This is a genomic window from Lysinibacillus sp. RS10 (assembly GCF_041956855.1).
In the GTDB taxonomy this organism is placed as follows: Bacteria; Bacillota; Bacilli; order Bacillales_A; family Planococcaceae; genus Lysinibacillus; species Lysinibacillus xylanilyticus_A.
Genome location: NZ_CP167122.1, coordinates 3,283,064 through 3,305,143, shown reverse-complemented (window position 1 = coordinate 3,305,143; position 22,080 = coordinate 3,283,064). Strand labels below are relative to the sequence as shown.

The 22,080-nt window shown below is 38.1% G+C and carries 17 protein-coding genes and 1 other RNA gene; 16 read left to right on the top strand and 2 right to left on the bottom strand.

Annotation, left to right across the window (positions count from 1 at the left end; genetic code table 11):
- Positions 1–430: 430 nt before the first annotated feature.
- From ACB089_RS16905 to ACB089_RS16875, 7 genes are all read left to right on the top strand, one after another.
- Positions 431–1,693: an MFS transporter gene (locus ACB089_RS16905; RefSeq protein WP_374967430.1), complete on the top strand. Its 1,263-nt coding sequence runs from the start codon at positions 431–433 to the stop codon at positions 1,691–1,693.
- 812 nt (positions 1,694–2,505) lie between these two features.
- Positions 2,506–2,988 (top strand): DUF5590 domain-containing protein, encoded by a 483-nt coding sequence (locus ACB089_RS16900; protein ID WP_068982768.1) that lies wholly within the window; start codon positions 2,506–2,508, stop codon positions 2,986–2,988.
- A gap of 16 nt (positions 2,989–3,004) precedes the next feature.
- Entirely contained in the window at positions 3,005–4,198 is a 1,194-nt protein-coding gene (locus ACB089_RS16895) for a pyridoxal phosphate-dependent aminotransferase (RefSeq protein ID WP_368637886.1), read from the top strand.
- Positions 4,199–4,226: 28 nt separating this feature from the next.
- Positions 4,227–5,522 (top strand): asparagine--tRNA ligase, encoded by a 1,296-nt coding sequence (gene asnS, locus ACB089_RS16890; RefSeq protein WP_374967429.1) that lies wholly within the window; start codon positions 4,227–4,229, stop codon positions 5,520–5,522.
- A gap of 103 nt (positions 5,523–5,625) precedes the next feature.
- Complete coding sequence (locus ACB089_RS16885; RefSeq protein WP_374967428.1) at positions 5,626–6,354, top strand: DnaD domain-containing protein; 729 nt, start codon at positions 5,626–5,628, stop codon at positions 6,352–6,354.
- An 11-nt stretch (positions 6,355–6,365) separates the two neighbouring features.
- Entirely contained in the window at positions 6,366–7,028 is a 663-nt protein-coding gene (nth, locus tag ACB089_RS16880; protein ID WP_374967427.1) for an endonuclease III, read from the top strand.
- A complete protein-coding gene (locus ACB089_RS16875; protein WP_374967426.1) occupies positions 7,025–7,339 on the top strand; it encodes a YpoC family protein in 315 nt (104 codons plus the stop codon). Before nth ends, ACB089_RS16875 begins: the two co-directional genes overlap by 4 nt.
- A gap of 129 nt (positions 7,340–7,468) precedes the next feature.
- Here ACB089_RS16875 and ACB089_RS16870 read toward each other — a convergent pair whose 3' ends face one another.
- Positions 7,469–10,168, bottom strand: coding sequence for a PBP1A family penicillin-binding protein (locus ACB089_RS16870; RefSeq protein WP_374967425.1), 2,700 nt, complete (start codon positions 10,166–10,168; stop codon positions 7,469–7,471).
- A complete protein-coding gene (gene recU / locus ACB089_RS16865) occupies positions 10,165–10,815 on the bottom strand; it encodes a Holliday junction resolvase RecU (protein ID WP_374967424.1) in 651 nt (216 codons plus the stop codon). The genes ACB089_RS16870 and recU overlap by 4 nt, the downstream gene beginning before the upstream one ends.
- A gap of 427 nt (positions 10,816–11,242) precedes the next feature.
- Between recU and ACB089_RS16860 the strand changes: the two genes are divergently transcribed.
- The 9 genes from ACB089_RS16860 (at position 11,243) to ACB089_RS16820 (ending at position 21,829) form a co-directional block, all read left to right on the top strand.
- Positions 11,243–11,437, top strand: a complete 195-nt coding sequence (locus tag ACB089_RS16860; RefSeq protein ID WP_068982760.1) for an endonuclease — start codon at positions 11,243–11,245, stop codon at positions 11,435–11,437.
- Positions 11,438–11,777: 340 nt separating this feature from the next.
- Positions 11,778–12,131 carry a YppE family protein gene (locus ACB089_RS16855; protein ID WP_374967423.1) on the top strand — a complete coding sequence of 118 codons (354 nt, stop codon included), beginning with the start codon at positions 11,778–11,780 and terminating at the stop codon, positions 12,129–12,131.
- A gap of 4 nt (positions 12,132–12,135) precedes the next feature.
- Positions 12,136–14,412: a DEAD/DEAH box helicase gene (locus ACB089_RS16850; protein ID WP_374967422.1), complete on the top strand. Its 2,277-nt coding sequence runs from the start codon at positions 12,136–12,138 to the stop codon at positions 14,410–14,412.
- A 5-nt stretch (positions 14,413–14,417) separates the two neighbouring features.
- Positions 14,418–15,674, top strand: a complete 1,257-nt coding sequence (locus tag ACB089_RS16845) for a ribonuclease H-like domain-containing protein (protein ID WP_374967421.1) — start codon at positions 14,418–14,420, stop codon at positions 15,672–15,674.
- A gap of 121 nt (positions 15,675–15,795) precedes the next feature.
- On the top strand, positions 15,796–16,092 hold the full coding sequence (gene gpsB, locus ACB089_RS16840; RefSeq protein WP_374967420.1) for a cell division regulator GpsB: 297 nt from the start codon (positions 15,796–15,798) through the stop codon (positions 16,090–16,092).
- Between the two features lie 61 nt (positions 16,093–16,153).
- An RNA gene (rnpB, locus tag ACB089_RS16835) (RNase P RNA component class B) lies at positions 16,154–16,534 on the top strand.
- A 416-nt stretch (positions 16,535–16,950) separates the two neighbouring features.
- Positions 16,951–18,696, top strand: a complete 1,746-nt coding sequence (locus ACB089_RS16830) for an EAL domain-containing protein (protein WP_374967419.1) — start codon at positions 16,951–16,953, stop codon at positions 18,694–18,696.
- Positions 18,697–18,699: 3 nt separating this feature from the next.
- Complete coding sequence (locus tag ACB089_RS16825) at positions 18,700–19,836, top strand: class I SAM-dependent RNA methyltransferase (RefSeq protein WP_368637345.1); 1,137 nt, start codon at positions 18,700–18,702, stop codon at positions 19,834–19,836.
- Positions 19,837–19,921: 85 nt separating this feature from the next.
- A complete protein-coding gene (locus tag ACB089_RS16820; RefSeq protein ID WP_374967418.1) occupies positions 19,922–21,829 on the top strand; it encodes an ATP-dependent DNA helicase in 1,908 nt (635 codons plus the stop codon).
- Positions 21,830–22,080: the final 251 nt, after the last annotated feature.

Here is a 22,080-nt window from a genome sequence, read left to right as displayed (position 1 = left end):
TTTGGAGAAGCAACATACAATATTATAAACCGACAGTCGGTCTATTGTGGTTTATTTCGGAGATACGCAGAGGGGGAAAGTCATGATTAAAGGGAATATATCTCTTTTTATCATCGAAAAGCTAAAGAGACGGAACAGAAGATAATAGAAAAAGTTTATCTTATTCTGGGTATTACGTTAAGGAAAAACTTCGTCGGAAAACAAAAATTAGTCGCACTGGAAATTATGTATCTATGATCGTGGGACTCTTGCTGCTACTGATATCTTGGAGCACGCAAAGTGAGTGGCTCATGTGGTTAAGTACTATGAGTATTTTTTGTAATGTCCTTCTTCTAACTATACAAAAAAATAATTTATTTTCTTAGTCCTTCAATCTACTCTTTCAAGAGGGGCGTGAATGGAATAGTTCTAAAAGGAAGGGGTCTTATGCATGGAATCACAGATTAAACGAAAAGGCTTTTCAAAAGATTTTAACCTCATGGTCATTGGGCAAATTATTTCTATTTTAGGATCTGCTCTCTTACGATTTGCCCTATCACTATATGTACTAGATATTACAGGGCGTGCAGATCTTTTTGCAGGACTATTTGCGATATCGAGTATGCCAATTTTACTAGCACCGTTTGGAGGAGCTATTGCTGATAGGTTTAATAGACGTAATTTAATGGTAATATTCGATTTTACTAGTAGCATCATTGTTTTTGCTTTCTTTGTAGTACTAGTAATTGGTCATAGTTCTATTTTGCTTATTGGTGTTGTGATGGTGCTGCTTTCTTTCGTTAGTGCCATGTATGCACCTACAGTGATGGCCAGTATTCCAGTCCTTGTAGAGGAGGAAAAACTTGAGCAAGCAAATGGAATTGTCAATGGTATTCAAGCGTTGTCTAATGTAGCGGCTCCTGTACTAGGGGGGATACTATATGGCATGATTGGCTTAAAAGTGCTTGTTATAGTGAGTGGTCTGTTCTTTTTCCTCTCTGCTATATTAGAGATGTTTATTAAAATACCATTTATGCAACGAGAACAGAACGGACATATTATTTCAACGCTTGTAAATGATTTGAAAGAGGGCTTTAGCTATGTAGTGAAGCAATCTTTTATTTTCAAATGTATGATTTTAGCGGCATTATTAAACTTATTATTAACACCCTTATTTGTCGTGGGTGTACCAATTATTCTCCGTGTCACTTTGCAAAGTAGTGATACATTGTATGGCTTAGGGATGGGGTTAATCGATTTTGCTACAATCTTAGGGGCTTTATCAATGGGGTACTTTGCGAGAAAAATGGGCATCAATAATTTGTATTTTTGGATTTTCATCACTGCTTTATTGATTGTTCCAATGGCATTATCGGTTACCCCGATCATGCTTAATATTGGCTATTATTCATCCTATACTTTATTTGTTGGTAGTGCACTTTTAATAGCAATGATTATGACGATTATTTCCATTTACGTTATTACAGTTGTACAAAAAGAAACACCTAATGAAAACTTGGGGAAGGTGATGGCGATTATCATTGCCGTTTCACAATGTATGGCACCAATTGGTCAAATATTGTATGGGCTGTTATTCGAAGGTTTTAGTGTTAACATCTATGTTCCTATTTTAATAATTAGTGTTGTCATGGTTGTGCTGGCAATAGCAACAAAGAGGATTTTGCGATTTGAAGTGAGCGAGGCTGTAAAATGATGCTCAAGAAAATCTTTGTGAAATCGCCTCTGAAGGACCTTTCGCGCTTGCTTACGATATTTTTCCGAATCCAATAGGAAGTGGGTTGTGATTAATGGCCGCAAATCTCCGAAATACACGGGCCATTAACAGAGAAATAGGGTAAAGAAGATTGAATGACTTGGTCAAACAAGAAAAAAGAGAAATCGATGCTGTTCGATTTCTCTTTTTCCTTAGGCAAAGGGGGCAATAATGGAGGGAATTGTGTAATATATAAAATATCGGCATTTGCGGAGACTGATTCGGCATGAACAAAATAATACTTACAAAAACTTGTCAAGAATATGCATGTCTATTTACTTACTTTAGCAATTGTTCAAAAAGATAAAAGCAGTCTCTTAAAAGTGAGAATGGGTGTTTGTCTCAGTGACCAGAAAAATTAACAATACAATAATTTATTTGAGCAAGCAGATTAGTACTTGTATCGCGCTAAAAATGGGGGTTGTGGAAACTATCTGATTTGAGAAATATCATTCGTTTTTAATGGCGTAGTTGATTTCCTATTTGTACTAGTGAATAGGAATTTGTACTTTGAAAGGGTTAATATATTTCTGATTATTCTGTCGATTCGAAAACGTTGTTTTATCAACGTACAATATATAAAATTAAGAAACACGACAGCACAAAATTGTTGTATAATGTTGTGGTATGAGGAAAGAAAGCAGGTTGACAAAAATGGAAAGCAAAATGAATGTATACACAGTTATAAACATGCAAAAGCATCCAGCATTCGTATTGAAGAATAAGCTAGATGTGAAACTTAAGGTGAATATATGAAAAACTGGTTGATTTTCATTTCTGTCTTTATGGTTTCATTGTCACTTGTCATTAGTATTATAGTACTCTGGAAAGCCGAGGCTCCATTCCGTTCAATTGAAGAGCAGGCTGAACAGTTGGCACTCGATGCCAAAGCCCTCGCAATTGTCTCGGAGTCATACACATATAATGGCAAACATTCGTACGTCACTGTGTTCGGGGTAGATGAATATGGTGAGAAAAAGGCTGTCTTTGTTCCGACGAATCTAAAAGCTGATTCAATTAAGGAAGTGTTTTTGAAAGATGGTATTACGGAAAAGCAAGCATTATCGGTTTTAAAAAAAGAAGGAAATGTACAAAAGGTCCTCAATGTAAAATTAGGCTATGAGGAGCCCGGTGCTGTTTGGGAAATTACATACCTAAACGATCAAGATAAGCTCAACTATGTCTATATTATGTTTAAGGACGGCGACTGGTGGACGCGCATTACGAATTTATAAGAGGAGTAGATCCCGTATGAAAAATTTATTAGCAAACCGTGTGAAAACTTTAACACCATCAACAACTCTAGCAATTACTGCGAAAGCAAAAGAGTTAAAAGAACAAGGAATTGATGTTATTGGTCTAGGTGCTGGTGAGCCAGACTTCAACACGCCACAAAATATTTTAAATGCTGCTATTGATTCGATGGAAAAAGGTCTAACAAAGTATACACCTGCTGGCGGTCTTCCAGTACTTAAGAACGCTATTATCGATAAACTACAACGCGACAACAACCTTACATATAAGCCGAATGAAGTAATTGTAGGTGTTGGGGCAAAACATATTCTTTACACTTTATTCCAAGTTATTTTAAACGAGGGCGATGAAGTTATTATTCCGATTCCTTATTGGGTATCTTATCCAGAACAAGTGAAATTAGCGGGCGGTGTACCTGTTTATGTTGAAGGCACAAGTGAGCAAAACTATAAAATTACTGCAGATCAATTAAGAGCTGCTGTGACAGATAAAACAAAAGCAGTTATTATAAACTCTCCTAGCAACCCATCAGGTATGATTTATTCTCGTGAGGAGCTAGCTGAACTTGCGGCTGTTGCAGAAGAAAAAGATATTTTAATCGTGTCAGATGAAATTTATGAGAAGCTTGTATACAATGGTATTGAGCATTTTTCAATTGCACAGTTATCTGATGCAGTGAAAGCACGTACAATCGTAGTAAATGGTGTTGCAAAATCTCACTCTATGACAGGCTGGCGTATCGGGTATGCTGCAGGAGATGCGGACATTATTAAACCAATGACTGACCTTGCATCACACTCTACATCAAATGCAACAACAACTGCACAATATGCAACAGTTGAAGCGTATAATGGGCCACAAGACGCTGTAGAAGAAATGCGTCAAGCTTTCGAATCTCGTCTTGAAAAAATCTATCCACAACTAAGTGCGATCCCTGGCTTCAACGTATTAAAGCCTCAGGGTGCATTCTACTTATTACCAGATGTAGCAGAAGCTATGGCTCATACTGGTTATGATTCAGTAGATGCGTTCGCTGCGGATATTTTAACAGAAGCAAACGTAGCAGTGATTCCAGGCTCAGGCTTTGGTGCACCAACTACAATGCGATTATCTTATGCTACATCTTTAGAATTATTAGAAGAGGCAGTCCGTCGAATTGATGCATTTGTAAAATCAAAATGGCAAGACTAATCCTTTTAACGAACTTTGGAGGATTTCTATGAAAAAAATTATGATTCAAGATATGCCAAAGCATATCGGTGAAACCGTCAAGCTAGGTGCTTGGTTAGCAAACAAACGATCAAGTGGGAAAATCGCTTTCTTACAATTACGTGATGGTTCTGGCTTTGTTCAGGGCGTTGTTGTAAAAGAAGAAGTAGGCGAAGAAATTTTTGCTATTGCAAAAGGTATGTCCCAAGAAACATCAATGTACATTACGGGAGAAGTTAAAGCAGATGAGCGTTCAAGCTTTGGCTGTGAGCTAGCTGTTACTAGTATTGAAGTACTACATGCTGCAACTGATTTCCCTATTACACCAAAAGAACATGGACCAGAGTTTTTAATGGATAACCGTCACTTATGGCTACGTTCTCGCAAGCAACATGCTATTATGAAAATCCGTAACGAAATTATTCGTGCAACTTACGAGTTTTTCAACAACAATGGCTTTACAAAAATGGACCCACCAATTTTAACAGGTTCAGCTCCTGAAGGTACTTCTGAGCTATTCCATACAAAATATTTTGATGAGGATGCATACCTTTCTCAATCAGGTCAGCTTTATATGGAAGCGGCTGCGATGGCATTAGGTAGAGTATTCTCATTCGGTCCAACGTTCCGTGCTGAAAAATCTAAAACACGCCGTCACTTAATCGAGTTTTGGATGATTGAGCCAGAAATGGCATTTGTAGAATTTGAAGAAAACCTAGAAGTGCAAGAACAATATGTAGCGCACATCGTACAATCAGTGCTGGCAAATTGCAAATTAGAATTAGAGCGACTTGGCCGTGATACATCAAAACTTGAAAATATCAAAGCGCCATTCCCTCGTATTTCTTACGACGATGCTATTAAATTATTACATGAACAAGGATTTGACGATATTGAATGGGGCGATGATTTCGGTGCACCACATGAAACAGCAATTGCCAATTCATATGATAAACCTGTATTCATCACTTGCTACCCAGTAGGCATTAAGCCATTCTACATGCAACCACATCCAGAGCGAGATGACGTTGTATTATGTGCAGATTTAATTGCACCAGAAGGCTATGGAGAAATCATTGGTGGTTCTGAGCGTATTCATGACTATGATTTATTAAAATCGCGTCTTGAAGAACATAACCTATCATTAGATGCTTATGCATGGTATTTAGAGCTACGTAAACAAGGTTCTGTACCACATTCAGGCTTCGGTCTAGGATTGGAACGTACAGTGGCATGGATTTCTGGTACTGAGCATATCCGTGAAACGATTCCATTCCCACGTTTACTAAACCGCTTATATCCATAAGCATTACTACCCGTTAATGTTAAGGCGGGATAAATTAAAAGTCGCGTAGTGATATGTCTACGCGGCTTTTCTACTTACGATGGAAAAAGGAGTCAAGTATAAGATGAACACAAACAATAATCGACTCCGTACATGGACTGAGCAGAGAATGGTTCAAATTCCTCAGCTTTTTTTTCAGTTTTATAAGGAGTTAAATATTGAGGATGAAGAGGCACTGATTGTCATACATTTACTCGCGTTCCATATGGAGGGCAATGATTTCCCAACACCTAATGATCTGATGAATCGTCTCACAATGCCTGACAATGACATTACTTCACGTCTACAACGATTAATGCAAAAAGGCTTCCTTGAAATTACAAGCGACGTCGATGTAAATGGCAAGCTATATGAAAAATATTCGGTATACCCACTGTGGGAGCGTATTATGCAGATTATTGAAATGAAGGAGCACCAAAAATCAGCAACAACACTTCGACAAGAAGAAGGTGAGGTATTCCGGTTATTTGAAGAGGAAATGGGGCGTCTTTTATCTCCTTTAGAGCTAGAAAAAATCGGTTTTTGGCTAGATGAGGATAAGCACAGTCCAGCGCTTATTAAGGAGGCGCTGAAGGAGGCTGTGTTTGCTGGCAAACTGAGTATTCGTTATATTGATCGAATATTGCTGGAGTGGAAAAAGAAAAATATTACGACACCACAGGCTGCACAAAAACAAAGTGAACAGTTCCGTGAAAAACAAACTTTTAATAGACCGCCAGCCCGTACAATGCAACAAGATATGCAGTCGGCAAATAAAGTACCATTTTATAATTGGTTAGAAGAAAGAGAGTAGGGGGCTTACGGATGTTAACAAAAAAACAATGGGAGCATTGTCTAGCGGAAATGGATCATATGTTTCCTGATGCACATTGTGAGTTAGTGCATGACAATCCGTTTGAGCTGACTATTGCCACGTTATTATCGGCACAATGTACGGATGTTCTTGTAAACAAGGTAACAAAAACATTGTTTCAAAAATATAAAAAGCCAGAAGATTATTTAGCTGTATCCTTAGAGGAATTACAACAAGATATTCGCTCTATCGGCTTGTATCGAAATAAAGCGAAGAACATTCAAGCATTATGTCAACGACTACTAGAAGAATACAACGGCGAAATACCAGCAAGTCGAGAAGCACTAGTTACATTGCCAGGGGTTGGTCGTAAAACAGCGAATGTTGTATTATCGGTAGCCTTCGATATTCCTGCACTCGCTGTAGATACACATGTTGAGCGCGTATCTAAACGATTAGGGCTTTGTCGCTGGAAAGATTCAGTGCTTGAGGTGGAAGAAACGATTATGAAAAAAACACCGATGGACAAGTGGTCGAAGACGCATCATCAGTTAATCTTCTTTGGTCGTTATCATTGTAAGGCACAAAATCCTGGCTGCCTTACATGTCCTTTACTTGCTGATTGTCGTGAGGGCCACAAGCGTTTGAAAAAAGGACTGGTGAAGGAAGCGTGAATGTAGAGGCAATCGCAAAGGAAAAAATTGATGCTTGGTTTGCAGAGTGGACAGTGCTTGAAGCGAAAATTCATGCAGCTCATGATGCTAGAAACGGTGAAGCAAAAGGCTTAATGGAAGAAGCTATTGTATTGTTTGACCGTTTAGTACAAGAAGCGGGTGACGAGGTATTGCCCATTAATGGTATTGAACGATTGGCTTTTATTCAAGCAAAGCCAGGTCAATATGCTTGCTATCGTCAGCTTGATGAATTATTTAAAGAAACTAAAAAACGAACTGCACGATTACGGCTCCAGGTAACCAAAGGCTAGAGTAGGCGGAACGTGATCAAAATGATTGATAGAAAATACGAATCGACGGTTTGCATCACAATAGTGACGTGAAAGAAACGCTGATACAAATGAAAAAAGCAGAGAAGTGAAAACTTCTCTGCTTTTTCTTTATTCTGTGCTTTCGCCATTTTCATCCGGAGTCACTGGTTCGGTAGGTGGAGTTGGTGGTTGGCCACCATTATTGTCGCCATCGCTTCCGGTGCCGGTATCGGTATTACCTCCACCACCGTTATTGTTACCATTTCCATTTCCGTTTCCATTGCCATGATGGCCATTGTTGCCATTTTCCTTGTCCTTATCTTTGTCCTTGTCTTTGTCCTTGTCCTTGCCGTTATTGTCACCTTGTTCAGGTTCCGTTGGTTCCTCGATTACAGGTTCATCTGGATTCTCTGTTTCCAACTCTTCATCAGTCGTACCCGACACCTGGAAGGTTGTTGTACCTGGTTTACTGCGTGTACCATCTACAATCGCTACGACAGAAATCGTATAATTGCCATCTTCCAATGCGTTGCTGACTGTTAAACCTTTGCTTTCCGTTGTGCCGAGAGAAATAGTCTCTCCACCTTCTCGTGTAGCGGATACTTCAAAGGTTGTTGGTAGAGGTTTATCTGTTTCTGGATTAAGCATTGCATCATGCTCCCAAGAAATATCAATAGATTGACCTTCTAAATCTAGGCTTGCACTTACATTGTAAGGTGTAGTAAGTTCTGGAACTTCGTATTTATTTGAAACTTCGTTAGGTTCTGTACCACGAACAAATAGCTCCGTTTGACGTAATTCTTTTGGTGTGTAATCACTTGCTAATTTAAGTGGCTTTGACCCAACTTCAATTGTTGCTTCCACAACTGAGCTTGGCTTTTTGAAATTTGGTGTTTCAACATCCGCCGAAATCTCGGTCATAATTTGTTTAAATAATTGTTGTGGTAAACGACGTTCATCCCAAGTTGTAATTGGATCAAAGTGTTTTTCGTAACCACTCCAAATAGCGATTGAATAGTTTGATGTGTAACCAGCGAACCATGAATCCGGCACACTCGTATCTGGTAAATTATGCTTGTTAAAATCAGCTTTTGAGTAGTTTGTTGTCCCTGTTTTACCCGCGATATCTAATCCAGAAACATTGGCAGCAGTACCTGAAGCATCAGGCTTATTACTAACAACGTCACGTAGCATATCTGTCACCATATAAGCCGTATAATCGCTCATCGCAACATTAGACTCTGGTGTATAGTCTTTTGTTGTTTTACCATCACGGTAAACGATTTTTGTAATCGCATGAGGGTCAGTGTAAACACCATTATTCCCAAATGCTGCATAGGAAGCTGCCATTTGGATAGGAGACATTGTAATATCCCCACCACCGATTGCATCAGATTCATACACATTTTCAGCTTCAATACCTAAACGACCAATAAATTCTTTTGCTTTATCAGGTCCAACTTCTTTTAACGCTTTTACAGCTGGAACGTTACGTGAAGCGTATAAAGCTTTACGGGCTGTGATTGCCCCCATATACTTACCATCCCAGTTCGTGATGGTTTGTTCCGAACTTGTGTAATTCATCGGTTCATCCACAAGTGTTTGACCCGTTGACCATTTTAAATTTTCGATTGCAGGTCCATAATCGAGTAATGGCTTCATTGTAGAGCCTGGTTGTTGTTTTAAGTCATATGCATAGTTCCAACCACGATCAGCTCCGTACTCGCGTCCGCCGCCAATCGCTTGAATTTGACCAGTTTTTGTATCAATGACAGCTACACCGGATTGAATCTTCTCTGTTGGGAAGTTGCTGTCATCATTCATAATGTTTTCAACAGTTTGTTGTGCTTTCGGGTCAAGTGTTGTATAGACTTTAATACCTTCCGCCATTGCATTACCATCACCGTTATCCTCTAACTCATTAATAACGACATCAAGGAAGGCGTCATATTTAGAGCCAGCAAATTTTTGACGTGTCGCATCGTCAGCTAGACCAGCTTGAACGTCTACTTTCTTTGCTTCCTCCATCTCAGCTTTTGTAATTTTACCATGTTGATACATTAATCCTAGAACTGTATTCCGACGTTTTTCTGCAAGTTCAGGATTTTTTAATGGATTATAAGCATTTGGACGTTGTACTAAACCTGCAAGTAATGCTTCTTCATCTAAAGTTAAATCTTTTAATTCTTTACCATAGAAATATTGAGCTGCTGTACCGAAGCCGTAAACACGACCTGACATCAGCATTTTGTTAAAGTACATTTCAAAAATTTCTTCTTTTGAATACTTGCGTTCTAATTGGAAGGCCAGCCAAGCCTCTTGCGCTTTACGTTTTAATTTTTTCTCATTTTGTAAAAATGAGTTTTTAACAACTTGCTGTGTTAATGTAGAGGCCCCTTGTGCCCCGAAACCATCACGGAAGTTGGCGATTATTGCGCCACCGAGGCGATAAAAATCCATACCACCGTGTTCGAAAAAGCGTACATCTTCCGTTGCAAGAATGGCATTAACCATATCCTCAGGTATATCTTCATATTTTACATATTTGCGGTTTTCTGCACCAATTGTTGCAAATAAATCACCGTTTTTATCATAAAACTCAGAGGAAACGGGGTCCTTCAGTAAGCTTTCATCTAGTTCAGGTGCGGTACTTGCATAATAGGCGAATAACCCAGCACCTCCAATAAAGCATGCAGCTATAATTGCCACAAGTGTTAGCGTAATGCGCTTGAACCATTTTTTCTTCGATGATTTCGGAGGCGCACTTTTTTTATTTTTTTGAGCGAGAGCCTTTTGATGCTCACCGCGTGTACGACGACGTTCAGTCATTCTACTATCTCCTCACTTTCAAAACCATGACTTTCTGCTCCAATGAGCTTTTGGATAATCGGTAAATAGTCGATACGTGGATAATAGCTTGCAGGAATTTCAAAAGCTTCCTCTTCAATCGTTGAAAAGGGTATCGATTTACGTTCACCGTTTTCCATCGCTAGCCAGGCCTTTTGTAAAACTTCGTATGGCACAATAAAATATCGTTCATAAGCTGAGAAACGAACGATGATAAAAGCCACACCATTTTGTTCCGTCACTTGCTGCATATGTGTCATTTGATGTAAATGAATATTCTTTAGGGGAAAACTGGTCTTTGAAGCAGTTTCCTTTGCATCAAAATCAATATAATGCCCGTTCCAAACGCCGTTGTAATCTGTTGTCGAGGGCGTTCGGAAATAAGCCTCACGAATAACTGCAGCACTTCGTGATGGGTACTCTACTTTGACGATTTGCACGGGAACAGGTTTCTTATGAATGATAGCAAGTTGCCTTTTTACATAATAGTCATTTGCTTCATTAATTTCATCCTCTAGTGTTTTTCCTCGATTACTAAAAGAAAAATCTTTATCTTTTCCCTTTTTAGCTGTTTTTTGAACAGCTGGATTAGGAGAATACAATTTCCCATTCGGATAACGAATTGTCACTTTAGTTCACCCTCTATAATACTGCTATTATACAATAGTTTACCATGATTCAGTAGCAGTTCTCCACTTCCATTGATAGCATGGTTGATGCTAGATTAGCAATGGTCAAAAATACCAAACAAATAATCAATCATTGGGCAATTTTCGCCTCTTAAAGTCGAAAAATATCATATAGCACAACTAGTTCTATCACTTGAATCGTCAAAATAACAGATGGAATTTCCAAGCGCATTTTTAGAGAAACTGTACTCCACATTAGTCCCGCTACTTGATCGACGATTTTGAAGACAATGTTCTTACTACAATAGTTCAATTAATCTTTATCGAAATACTTCTTCTTTCAGCTAACTTACGCTTATTTTGTCACGCATGAAGGTAATTTTATACACGCGAGGAATACATAAGTAAAGCAAAAGGAGGCGTTAATTTGAACAAGTTAGGACAATTAGTTGCGCAGTTGGATCTGGTCAATCAATTACTTTTAACGAGAGTGTCTTTGGAAAACAATGCACAGAGCATGCATTTTTTTATGCAGCTCAAATCTGTTAGCCAGAAAGTAAGCTTAGCAGAAAAGAACTGGCAAGTAAAGAATGCTTGTTCGCCTATAAGTAGTGAAAAATGATAGACTTTGGTACACTTATCTCATATGCAATTTAAATAACTCAATATGAGTATTTTTAATGCAATATTTACCACATTAAGAGATATGTCTTGGAGTAAAGTAAGGCATTTTTGCTCATATAATGTGTGTGATTTAGCAGACGATTTTGTTGGTTGGCACGAATTTTAAAAACGTTGTTTCGGAAAAACATCCTAAAATGATACTATGCGTTTATGTTCATGTAGATGAATCTTCAATTTTAAGGATGAAGCAACAGTTAAAATTTGAACTTCTTTTTAGAGGTAAACGAAATTGTCAGCTATTTACGATAATATTGTAATTGATGAGATGAGGTGCAAAATTGTTATTAATACAGCAAACTTCCATATTAATAGATGAATGTGAAAAATGTGTTTCACGCTTCTGGCAAATGCGTGAGGAGGATCGTACTCCAGACTTTTTTACTGAGGTTAAGCCACACGCTGATGTTATTCACCAGCTTTTAAAGGAATGGCAGCAAGAGGCGAATAGTTGGATTCAAAAAAATCGTCCAAAATATATGCATACACAACAAATTGCTTCAGCGGTGGAATCGATGGAGCAATTTGTTGTGCAATCTTTTTATAAAGAAACAAGTAAAAAACGTTTTTTAGATGCGATTCATTCAACCTCTTATACATTGAAGATTTTTGATGGGTTAGTGAAGGAGGTATAAACGGATGTTATCTAAAAAAAGGTCTATTAGCGAATTGTTAAATGAGTGGAGATACGATGAGGAATTGAAGGAACGTATTTTACATTGGCAAACGCTTGAGGGGCGTGAAGCTAAATATGCACCTTTCCCGGAAAATTTACATCCTTCACTTGTAAAGGCTCTTCAAGCAAGAGGGATAGAACAATTGTATACGCATCAACGTCAGGCATTTGATTACGCAATGGAGGGTGTTTCCTTTACAGCCGTTACACCAACAGCATCTGGAAAATCATATTGCTATCATTTACCGGTACTTCAAAAAATAGTAGAAGATAAAAATGCACGGGCTATTTATTTGTTTCCAACGAAAGCTTTAGCGCAGGATCAAAAAAATGATTTAAACGAACTAATCGAACAAAGTGGTGAGGAAATTTTAAGCTATACGTATGATGGGGATACTGCGCCTGGTATTCGTCAGAAGGTTCGTAAGGCAGGGCATATTGTAATGACAAACCCTGATATGCTTCATTCAGGGATTTTGCCTCATCATACGAAATGGGTATCACTATTCGAAAATTTGCAGTATATCGTCATTGATGAGTTGCATACATATAAAGGTGTGTTTGGTTCACATGTTGCGCATGTTATTCGAAGGTTAAAGCGTATTTGTGAATTTTATGGCAGCAACCCAATTTTCATTTGTACGTCAGCAACCATTAAAAATCCTAAAGAATTGGCTGAGACTTTAACGAATGAAAGCCATGCCTTAATTAGCGATTCCGGAGCGCCAGTTGGGAAAAAGACATTTCTTTTTTATAACCCACCCATCGTCCATAAAACATTTGGCGTGCGTAGAAGTGCTGTTTTAGAGGTGAGCGATCTCGCGAAAAGATTATATACAGCAGGTATTCAAACCATTATTTTTGCTAAAAGTCGTGTACGGGTAGAAATGATTGTGACGTATTTGAAGGAACTTACACGCAATAAGCTTTTAGATGAATCCGTGCGCGGTTATCGAGGTGGTTATTTGCCTTCTGAACGACGTGTCATTGAACGAGGGCTTCGTGATGGTACTATTCAAACGGTAGTTAGTACAAATGCGCTTGAATTGGGCGTGGATATTGGTCAATTACAAGCATGTATCATGACGGGTTACCCAGGAAATATCGCAAGTGCCTGGCAACAAGCAGGTCGCGCAGGTCGTCGTCAGGACGAGGCGCTAATCATTTATGTTGCGCAATCGGCAGCACTTGATCAGTACGTAGTAAACCATCCGCTTTTTTTACTTGGTAGTGCACCTGAGGAAGCGCGTATTTATCCTGAAAATATGTTGATTTTAATGGATCATTTGAAATGTGCAGCGTTTGAGCTACCATTTTCCGCACAGGATACGTATGGTGAATATGAGATTCAGGAACTACTTGAATATTTAGCGGAGGAAGGCGTAGTTTTTAAAACAAGTGAGAAGTGGCATTGGATGAGTGACCGTTTTCCAGCACATGATATTAGTCTTCGTTCGGCTTCACAAGAAAATGTTGTTATTATTGATATGACTGTCCCTGGACAAACAAAGGTTATTGGTGAAATGGATCGCCACAGTGCGATGACATTATTACATGAAGAGGCAATTTATTTGCATCAAGGCACGCAATTTCAAGTTGAAAAGCTTGATTGGGACGAGAAGAAAGCGTTTGTACGAGAAGTAGATGTCGATTACTATACGGACGCAAATCTAGCAGTTGAGATGAAAGTGTTAGAGGAAGACCGGAGTCGTGATTATAAGGGTGGCATGATTAGCTTCGGCGATGTGGGTTTAGTCGCACAAGCTACGTTATTTAAAAAAATACGCTTCGGGACGCATGATAATATCGGTTCTGGTCCTATTTATCTACCACCTGATGAAATGCATACAAGTTCATCATGGCTATCATTCTCCGCCCCGGAAAAATGGTCTGAATCAGAGCTTACGGACGCGATGACGGGAGCTGCATATGCGATGAATGCGTTCATCCCTCTGTTTATTCAATGTGATAGCAGCGATGTAGCAGTTGTCCCGCAGGTAAAGGCAACACATAATGAGCAACCGACGTTTTTTGTTTATGATAAGTATCCTGGCGGTATTGGGCTAAGTGAAAAAGTCTATGAATTATGGGATGAACTATTATCGAGGACACAGCACCATGTAGCGAGCTGTGCTTGTGAGTCGGGTTGTCCATCTTGTATTGGGGCTCAAGATAGTTTACAGCAGGCGAAGAAAAAGGTACTACAAGTATTAGCAACTTTACAGGCAGAAAATGAGTGAAATAAATGTCTTACGAAAATAAAATTTTACAAATGAAAAAAATGCTCGGTAAAAAAACGACAACTACTATAAAAAAAGAGGATAAACCAGCTTATCAAAAGCCTGCTGCTCCAAGTTATACTGAACGGTGGGAAAAAGCCGGACTGACAGTTGTAGAAAATGAGTTCGGTACTTTTTTTAAACGACAGGTGCATTATCCATTTAGTTATCAGCATGGTCATTATAAGTTGCAGTCATTTTTTGATGCATTAGAAAAATGGCAAGAGGCAAAGTTTGAACATCCATATGCGCTGGAAATGAATGAAAAGGTTTTATTTTTTGATACGGAAACAACTGGTTTAAAGGGTGTAGGCACGCAAATTTTTCTTCTAGGTTTTCTAGAAGTATCAGAGGAAGAAGAAAGTTTTATTTTAACGCAATATATTCTTGCTGATCCTGCTCATGAGGCAGCGTTACTTTTTGCATCAATGCTTTGGCAAAAAACAGCAACGATTATTACCTATAATGGAAAAAGCTTTGACTGGCCGCAACTTGAAACACGTTGGACACTCCACCAAAAAGAATTACCAAAATTACGAACACAGAGACATATCGATTTGTTGCATAGTTCAAAGCGTTTATGGAAAAATGATATGGAACGAATGAAATTAAAATCTGTAGAAGAAGAGAAGCTAGGCTTTTCCCGCATTGGAGATATTCCTGGCTATCTTGCACCTATTATTTATTTAGATGCAATCAAAAGTGGTGTTCCAGATGCACTTATAAAAGTTCTTCTTCACAATGAATGGGATTTACTTTCATTGATAACGCTTTATATACATTCGACGAAGTTGCTGTTTGAAGAGACAAGTGAAGAATCTGCAAAAACGTTCACGAATATCGGTAAATGGTATGCTGATTTAAAGGAAAGTTCACAGAGCGTAAAGGTTTTAGAAAAGGTTACAGCTCAATTTAATGAACTTGAAGCAGGGAATGCTCAATATTATTTAGCAATACAACATAAAAAAAATAAAAAATTTAGTGAAGCAATCGATGCTTTTGTGGCTTCTCTACATTTTGTTGATCCACGAAAAAAATTACATGTATTAGAACAGTTAGCCATGTTATATGAGCATCAAATAAAAGATTATGAGCAGGCCCTTTATTATACGCAAGAAGGCATACAATTAATTAAAAAGAATGAGCAATGGAGAATGGAACAAAAGCAGAAATGGGAAATTTCTTGGGAAAAGAGGTTGCACAGATTAGGAAATAAGAAATAATTTCCCGGGTAAGTACAAGAAACGACAAGTTTAGCCTTACATTTAATGTTTTCAGACGTTATAATATGTTGAAGTATGCTATAATGGATTCGTGTATGTAGTGTGAGGAAGGGCGATGTAAATGGACATTAAATTAACGTCAAAAATGATCCTTGAAAAGGAATTTAAGAAAAACTTTAAAGGCTACAATGTAGAGGACGTCGATTCATTTCTTGATGAGATTATTCAAGATTATGAAACGTTCGAAAAAGTGGTGGCTCAACTACGTGAAGAAAATAAACAGTTAAAAGAAGATATGGATAATACACCTAAGAGACAACCTGTCGCAGCTGCAACATCTGGTACGACAAACTTTGATATTTTAAAACGTCTTTCAAATTTAGAAAAACACGTGTTTGGTAGTAAGTTGTACGAATAATTTTCATCAAATTATATTGTATTTATCATAAAACTCTAGTATAATGATTCGTATCATCATGAAATTCGAGTAATCGCTGCGGCGCTTGACGTCGTAGAGGAAAGTCCATGCTCGCACGGTTCTGAGATGACCGTAGTGTTCGTGCTTACTGAAAAAATAAGGTAAGGCAGCTGTAATGGCTGACGGCGGAAGGAAAACCTAAGTCTTAATGATATGGTTGAAACTTCCTGAAAGTGCCACAGTGACGTAGCTTGCTTGGAAACATGCAAGGTGGAACGAGGTAAACCCCACGAGTGAGAAACCCAAATTATGGTAGGGGCACTCTCTAGAAGGAATTGAACGGATAGAGGGACAGAGTTCGCTCTGTAGATAGATGATTGCTACCCGGTCGTACGAGGCGCAAGCTGATTGAGTACTCGGGAACAAAACATGGCTTATGGAATTTTTTGATGCTTATCTATGAAATAACAAGCGCTCTCCAATTTGGTGGAGAGCTTTTATTTTGAATTCATTAAGAAAAAGTTACTTGTCAATCATGTTTAGACATGCGCGATATACGTTTGAGAATAAGGCAATACTCTGTTGTTCATGCCTCTGTCGCTACGATTTTAACTTCTTTCAGCAAAGTTTTTTTGTACCGAAAGCGAAGCGATAGGTACAGAAGTCTCCCACCTTCATCGATGGAGAGATAAATGCGGATTAAAGTTATTTTTTTATGCCGAGGCATAATTGATACATAAACATCTAAAAAACGGATATCGCAACGATGTACATATTTGTCTACTTACAAGTAGACAGGCGCAAATGCGCTTATCTAAAAAATGAGGGTAGTAAAGAGAGATAGGATGGAGCGGAAACATGAACGGAGTGAACGGATTGAATAGTCTGGAAAGGCTAAATTCGATTTCCAAATATCCTACTGCCTTAATAACGAAAATCTTCGAAAATGTATCTGAAGGCATCATGATTACGAATAAAAATAAAAAAATAGAAATGGTCAATCCTGCTTTTGAATTTGTAACTGGCTATAAGCGAGATGAAGTGATTGGCAAATCGCCAGCGGTTTTACAATCTGGTGTACATGAATTGCAATTTTATTTAGATATGTGGCAAGAGATACGACAAAAAGGCATTTGGCAGGGAGAAATATGGAATCGTCGTAAAACCGGAGACTTATATCCCGAATGGTTAACGATTGTCGGTATAGCCAATGATGAGGGAGAAATTACTAATTACTGCGGTATTTTCTCAGATTTGTCTGAAAGAAAAATAGTAGAAAATGAACGGGAAAAGCGTTTATTAACTGACTCATTAACGGATGTATCAAATCGATTTGCTTATATTGAAAGAATGGATAGTCTATTAGAATCGACTTCTACTATTTCTCATTCAGTACAGCATGCAGTCTATTTTTTAGATTTAGATCGATTTAAGCAAATTAATGATACGTTGGGACATGCAGTTGGAGATACCATTCTAGTAGAAGTGGCTAAGCGCTTAAAAACATTGTTGAAAAATAAAGATATTATTGCAAGGAATGGCGGAGATGAGTTTATTATTACGTTAACAAACGTGAAAAATGACAAAGAAGCCGCAAACTTTGCTGAATTAATTATTGGGACTATTGAACAGCCTTTAGATATTAATGGTCAGGATATTTTTATTTCTACGAGTGTTGGTGTCAGCATGTATCCAGCGGATGGAGAATCAACGGAGCAATTGATTCGTTGTGCTGACAAGGCAATGACTTATTCCAAAAAGAACGACCTTAACGGCTATGCGTTTTATTTTGATGAATTGAAAACTGACTCTCAACGTGTTTTATTATTAGATTCAGAACTACGGAGAGCAATAGAAAATCGGGAATTTGAGCTGCATTTCCAACCTAAAATCTCTGTGGAAAATGAAGAGATTCAAGGCGTAGAGGCACTTGTTCGTTGGAATAGTGAAAGGCTAGGGTTTGTTTCTCCAGTAGAATTTATCCCATATGCAGAGGAAACAGGATTAATTATTCCATTAAGCGAAGTGATTATAGAAAAAGCTTGCGAGGCAGTTATTGAGATGCGTCAATGTGGTTACAAGATTCCAGTTGCCATTAATATTTCTAGCATTCACTTTAAGCAACAAAACTTTTTAGAATCTATTCAATCGATATTAGAGCGCTATAACACACCTGCGAACAATTTTGAAATAGAAGTTACAGAACGTACTGTGATGAACAGTGCAAATGAAACGGTTAGCAAGCTCGTGAGACTCAAAAAGATGGGCTTTAAAATTTCTATTGACGATTTTGGGACAGGCTATTCGTCTCTTAGTTATTTAGTTCGCTTCCCACTGGATTGTTTAAAAATCGATCGAAGCTTTATTCAGCATATTGGCTCACTCGATGAAAAACAGGCAGTAGTGGATGCAATTATCCAAATGTCGCATCGTTTAAAAATGAAAGTTGTTGCTGAAGGTGTAGAACATGCACAACAAGTGGATATACTACGTAAAATGAACTGTGATATAATCCAAGGTTATTATTACAGCAAACCATTACCGCTTCACGAACTCATTGAGTTTATGGAGTATTGGAAAATTGAGCATCAAGGAAGGAATTAGAGTATGGCAAACTATAAATTAGTAGCAACTGCTGCAATGGGTTTAGAGTCGATTGTGGCACAAGAGGTAAAAGCACTCGGCTATGAAACAACAGTCGATAATGGCAAAGTGTATTTTGAAGGTGATGAAACGGCCATTGCACGAACAAACTTATGGTTACGTGTAGCAGATCGTGTAAAAATTGTTGTAGGACAGTTTCCTGCCAAATCTTTTGAACAGTTGTTTGAAAGTGTAAAAGCTCTACCTTGGGAAAAATACTTACCAGTTGATGCAGCTTTTCCGGTATCAGGGAAGTCTGTCAAATCTAAATTATTTAGTGTACCAGATTGCCAGGCAATTACTAAAAAAGCAATTGTAGAGCGCATGAAACAGCATTATAAACGTTTAGGATTTTTGGACGAATCCGGTGCAACCTACAAGATTGAAGTTTCAATTTTAAAAGATGTGGCTACACTTACCATTGATACATCAGGTGCAGGCTTGCATAAGCGTGGTTATCGTCAAGCACAGGGTGAAGCACCATTAAAAGAAACATTAGCTGCGGCACTTGTACAAATTTCAAAGTGGAATCCGAATCGACCGTTCGTTGACCCATTCTGTGGTTCAGGAACAATTACATTAGAAGCAGCGATGCTTGGGCAAAATATTGCACCAGGCTATAACCGTGAATTTATTTCAGAAGATTGGCCATGGATGAAGGCAAAAATTTGGGATGCAGTACGAGATGAAGCAGATAGCTTAGCGAACTATGATCAACCTCTGGAAATTATCGGGTCTGATATTGACCATCGAATGGTAAGTATTGCCCAAGAAAATGCAATAGAAGCTGGGTTTGGTGATATAATTACGTTCAAGCAAATGCAAGCACGTGATTTCACGACACAGCTTACAGATGGTGTCATGGTCGGCAATCCACCATACGGTGAACGTATTGGCGATGTTGAAGTCGTAGAACAAGTGATTCGTGATTTAGGTACAGTCATGAAAAACTATCCGACTTGGTCTGTGTACATGCTGTCCTCGATGAAAAACTTTGAAGAATTGTATGGTCGTCAAACGACGAAGAAACGAAAATTATTTAATGGTTTTATCGAAACGAATTATTACCAATACTGGGGACAAAAGTCTAAAAGAGATTAACGAAGGATAACGGAAGATAAGATTTTTTCTTATCTTCCGTTTCGTCGCGTATAATAGGACCAGATAGTTAGAGGGGGAACGTCAATTGCGTAAATCTTTACCATTTGTATTATCAAAGGATCGCTCATTTTTTGAGTCATTAGGTGACTGGATGGGGGACGTCCTTTACGATGAATTACCTGAAAAGGGCTTTGAATGTCGTGACGAGCAAATCTTTATGGCCTATCAAATAGAGCAGGCCCTAAAAGAGAAAAACGTGCTTTTTGCAGAAGCAGGGGTAGGAACTGGGAAAACAATTGCTTACTTACTACCAGCTGTATCCTATGCACGCTATACTGGTAAACCGGCCCTTATTGCATGTGCTGATGAAACCTTAATCGATCAGCTAGTAAAAGAGGGCGGCGATATTTATAAATTACAGAAAACATTAGGTCTTGAAATTGATGTCCGCTTAGCAAAGTCAAGAGATCAGTATCTGTGCTTAAAGCGCTTTGAGGAAGCAGAGAAAGTAGAAACTGATGAATGGATCGATGATATTGCGTTTTCTATACCTGATGGCGTATATGCACAGGGTTCAATGATTGCGATACAACCTTATGGTGAACGCAGCAATTATCCAACTGTCAGTGATGAAGATTGGCAAAAAGTAAACTATAACTCGATTATGCAGTGTTCAGTATGTGATCTACGTAATCGATGTGGGCAAACGCTACACCGTGCGCATTATCGTAAATCGACGGACTTGATCATTTGTTCGCAAGACTTTTTAATGGAGCATTTAGCTACAAAGGAGTCTCGTGAGCGTGAAGGGCAATTAGCTCTATTGCCTGAAGTATCAATGATGGTGCTAGATGAAGGGCATTTATTAGAATATGCTGCACAAAAAGCAATGACGTATAAAGTACAGGCGACAACAATTGTTAGACTTTTAGAACGTTTAATGGTGGATGGGGTACGAGAACGTACACTATATGCGATGGAAAAATTACAAGATGATCATGAGCTATTTTTTGACCAGCTGCGAGATGATTTAGTCGTTTCTAAAGAAGAACGTAAACGTATTAATAAATCGAAGGCGCTGTTAAAATACGGTAAGCAGCTTGTTGATGATGTGGAAACATTACTTGAAGAATTGGTTTTTGAATCTGAAATGTATATGATTCCAGAGTATGAATTGAATATGGCGGAAGAATATTTAGAACAATACGAAGCATCTTTACGTATTTTCATAGCACAAGGGGATGCTGTAGATTGGTTAGAGGAAACGGATGGGGAAGAAACGCTTGTCATTATGCCTCGTCTCATCACAGAAGTTTTAGCAGAAAAATTATTCTCTAAAAAGCTTCCGATTGTATTTTCTTCAGCAACTTTATCCGTTAATAAAGATTTTTCATACATTGCCTATAGTTTAGGAATTCGTAATTATCAATCGTTTTCTGTTCCATCGCCATTCGATTATGAAGAAGTTATGCGAATTTATTTACATGAGCTATCTCAAAAGGACAAAACTTCGCGTGTTCAACAGCTATTACGTGATGGTGAAAAAACGTTAATTTTATTTAAATCAAAACAAGCAATGTTAGATTTCAAAGCGGAGTTACCTCTTATGGAGCGAATGTATGTAGCATTTGAGGGGGACCGTGAACTATCAGGAATCGTTCGTGATTTCCAAGAAGGCACAGTCAAAACATTATGTTCCTATCATTTATGGGAAGGTCTTGATTTGCCTGAGGAGGCATTAACACGTGTTATTATATACGACTTACCTTTCCCACCGCATGATCCATTATTTGATGCGAAACGTACGTTTGCAGAAAATCCATATGAAGAAGTTGAATTACCATTTATGCAGCTTCGTTTGCAGCAAGGAATGGGGCGATTAATTCGTACTTCAAACGACCATGGAGATATTCATATCTTGTTAAATGAAGAAGAAGCAAAACAACGTGAAACATTTGAAAATATATTAGCTGTCACACCAGAAATTAAGTAATTAAAAGCGAGTTTGCATTCATTGCAAACTCGCTTTTTGATTATATTGAAATAATAATTTTGTCGTAAAATGTAGATGAGCTTGAAAAAAGTGTTGAATATTTCTCTTTTAAGCTATATAGTTCTTTGTAATGCAACGGAAATTATTAAAATAAATTATTTTTTATATTGAAAATGATTTTACAAAAGGTTTATAATGATGACAAGAAATTTTAAGAATAATTCAATTCTGATTATTCGGTGATAGGGGGT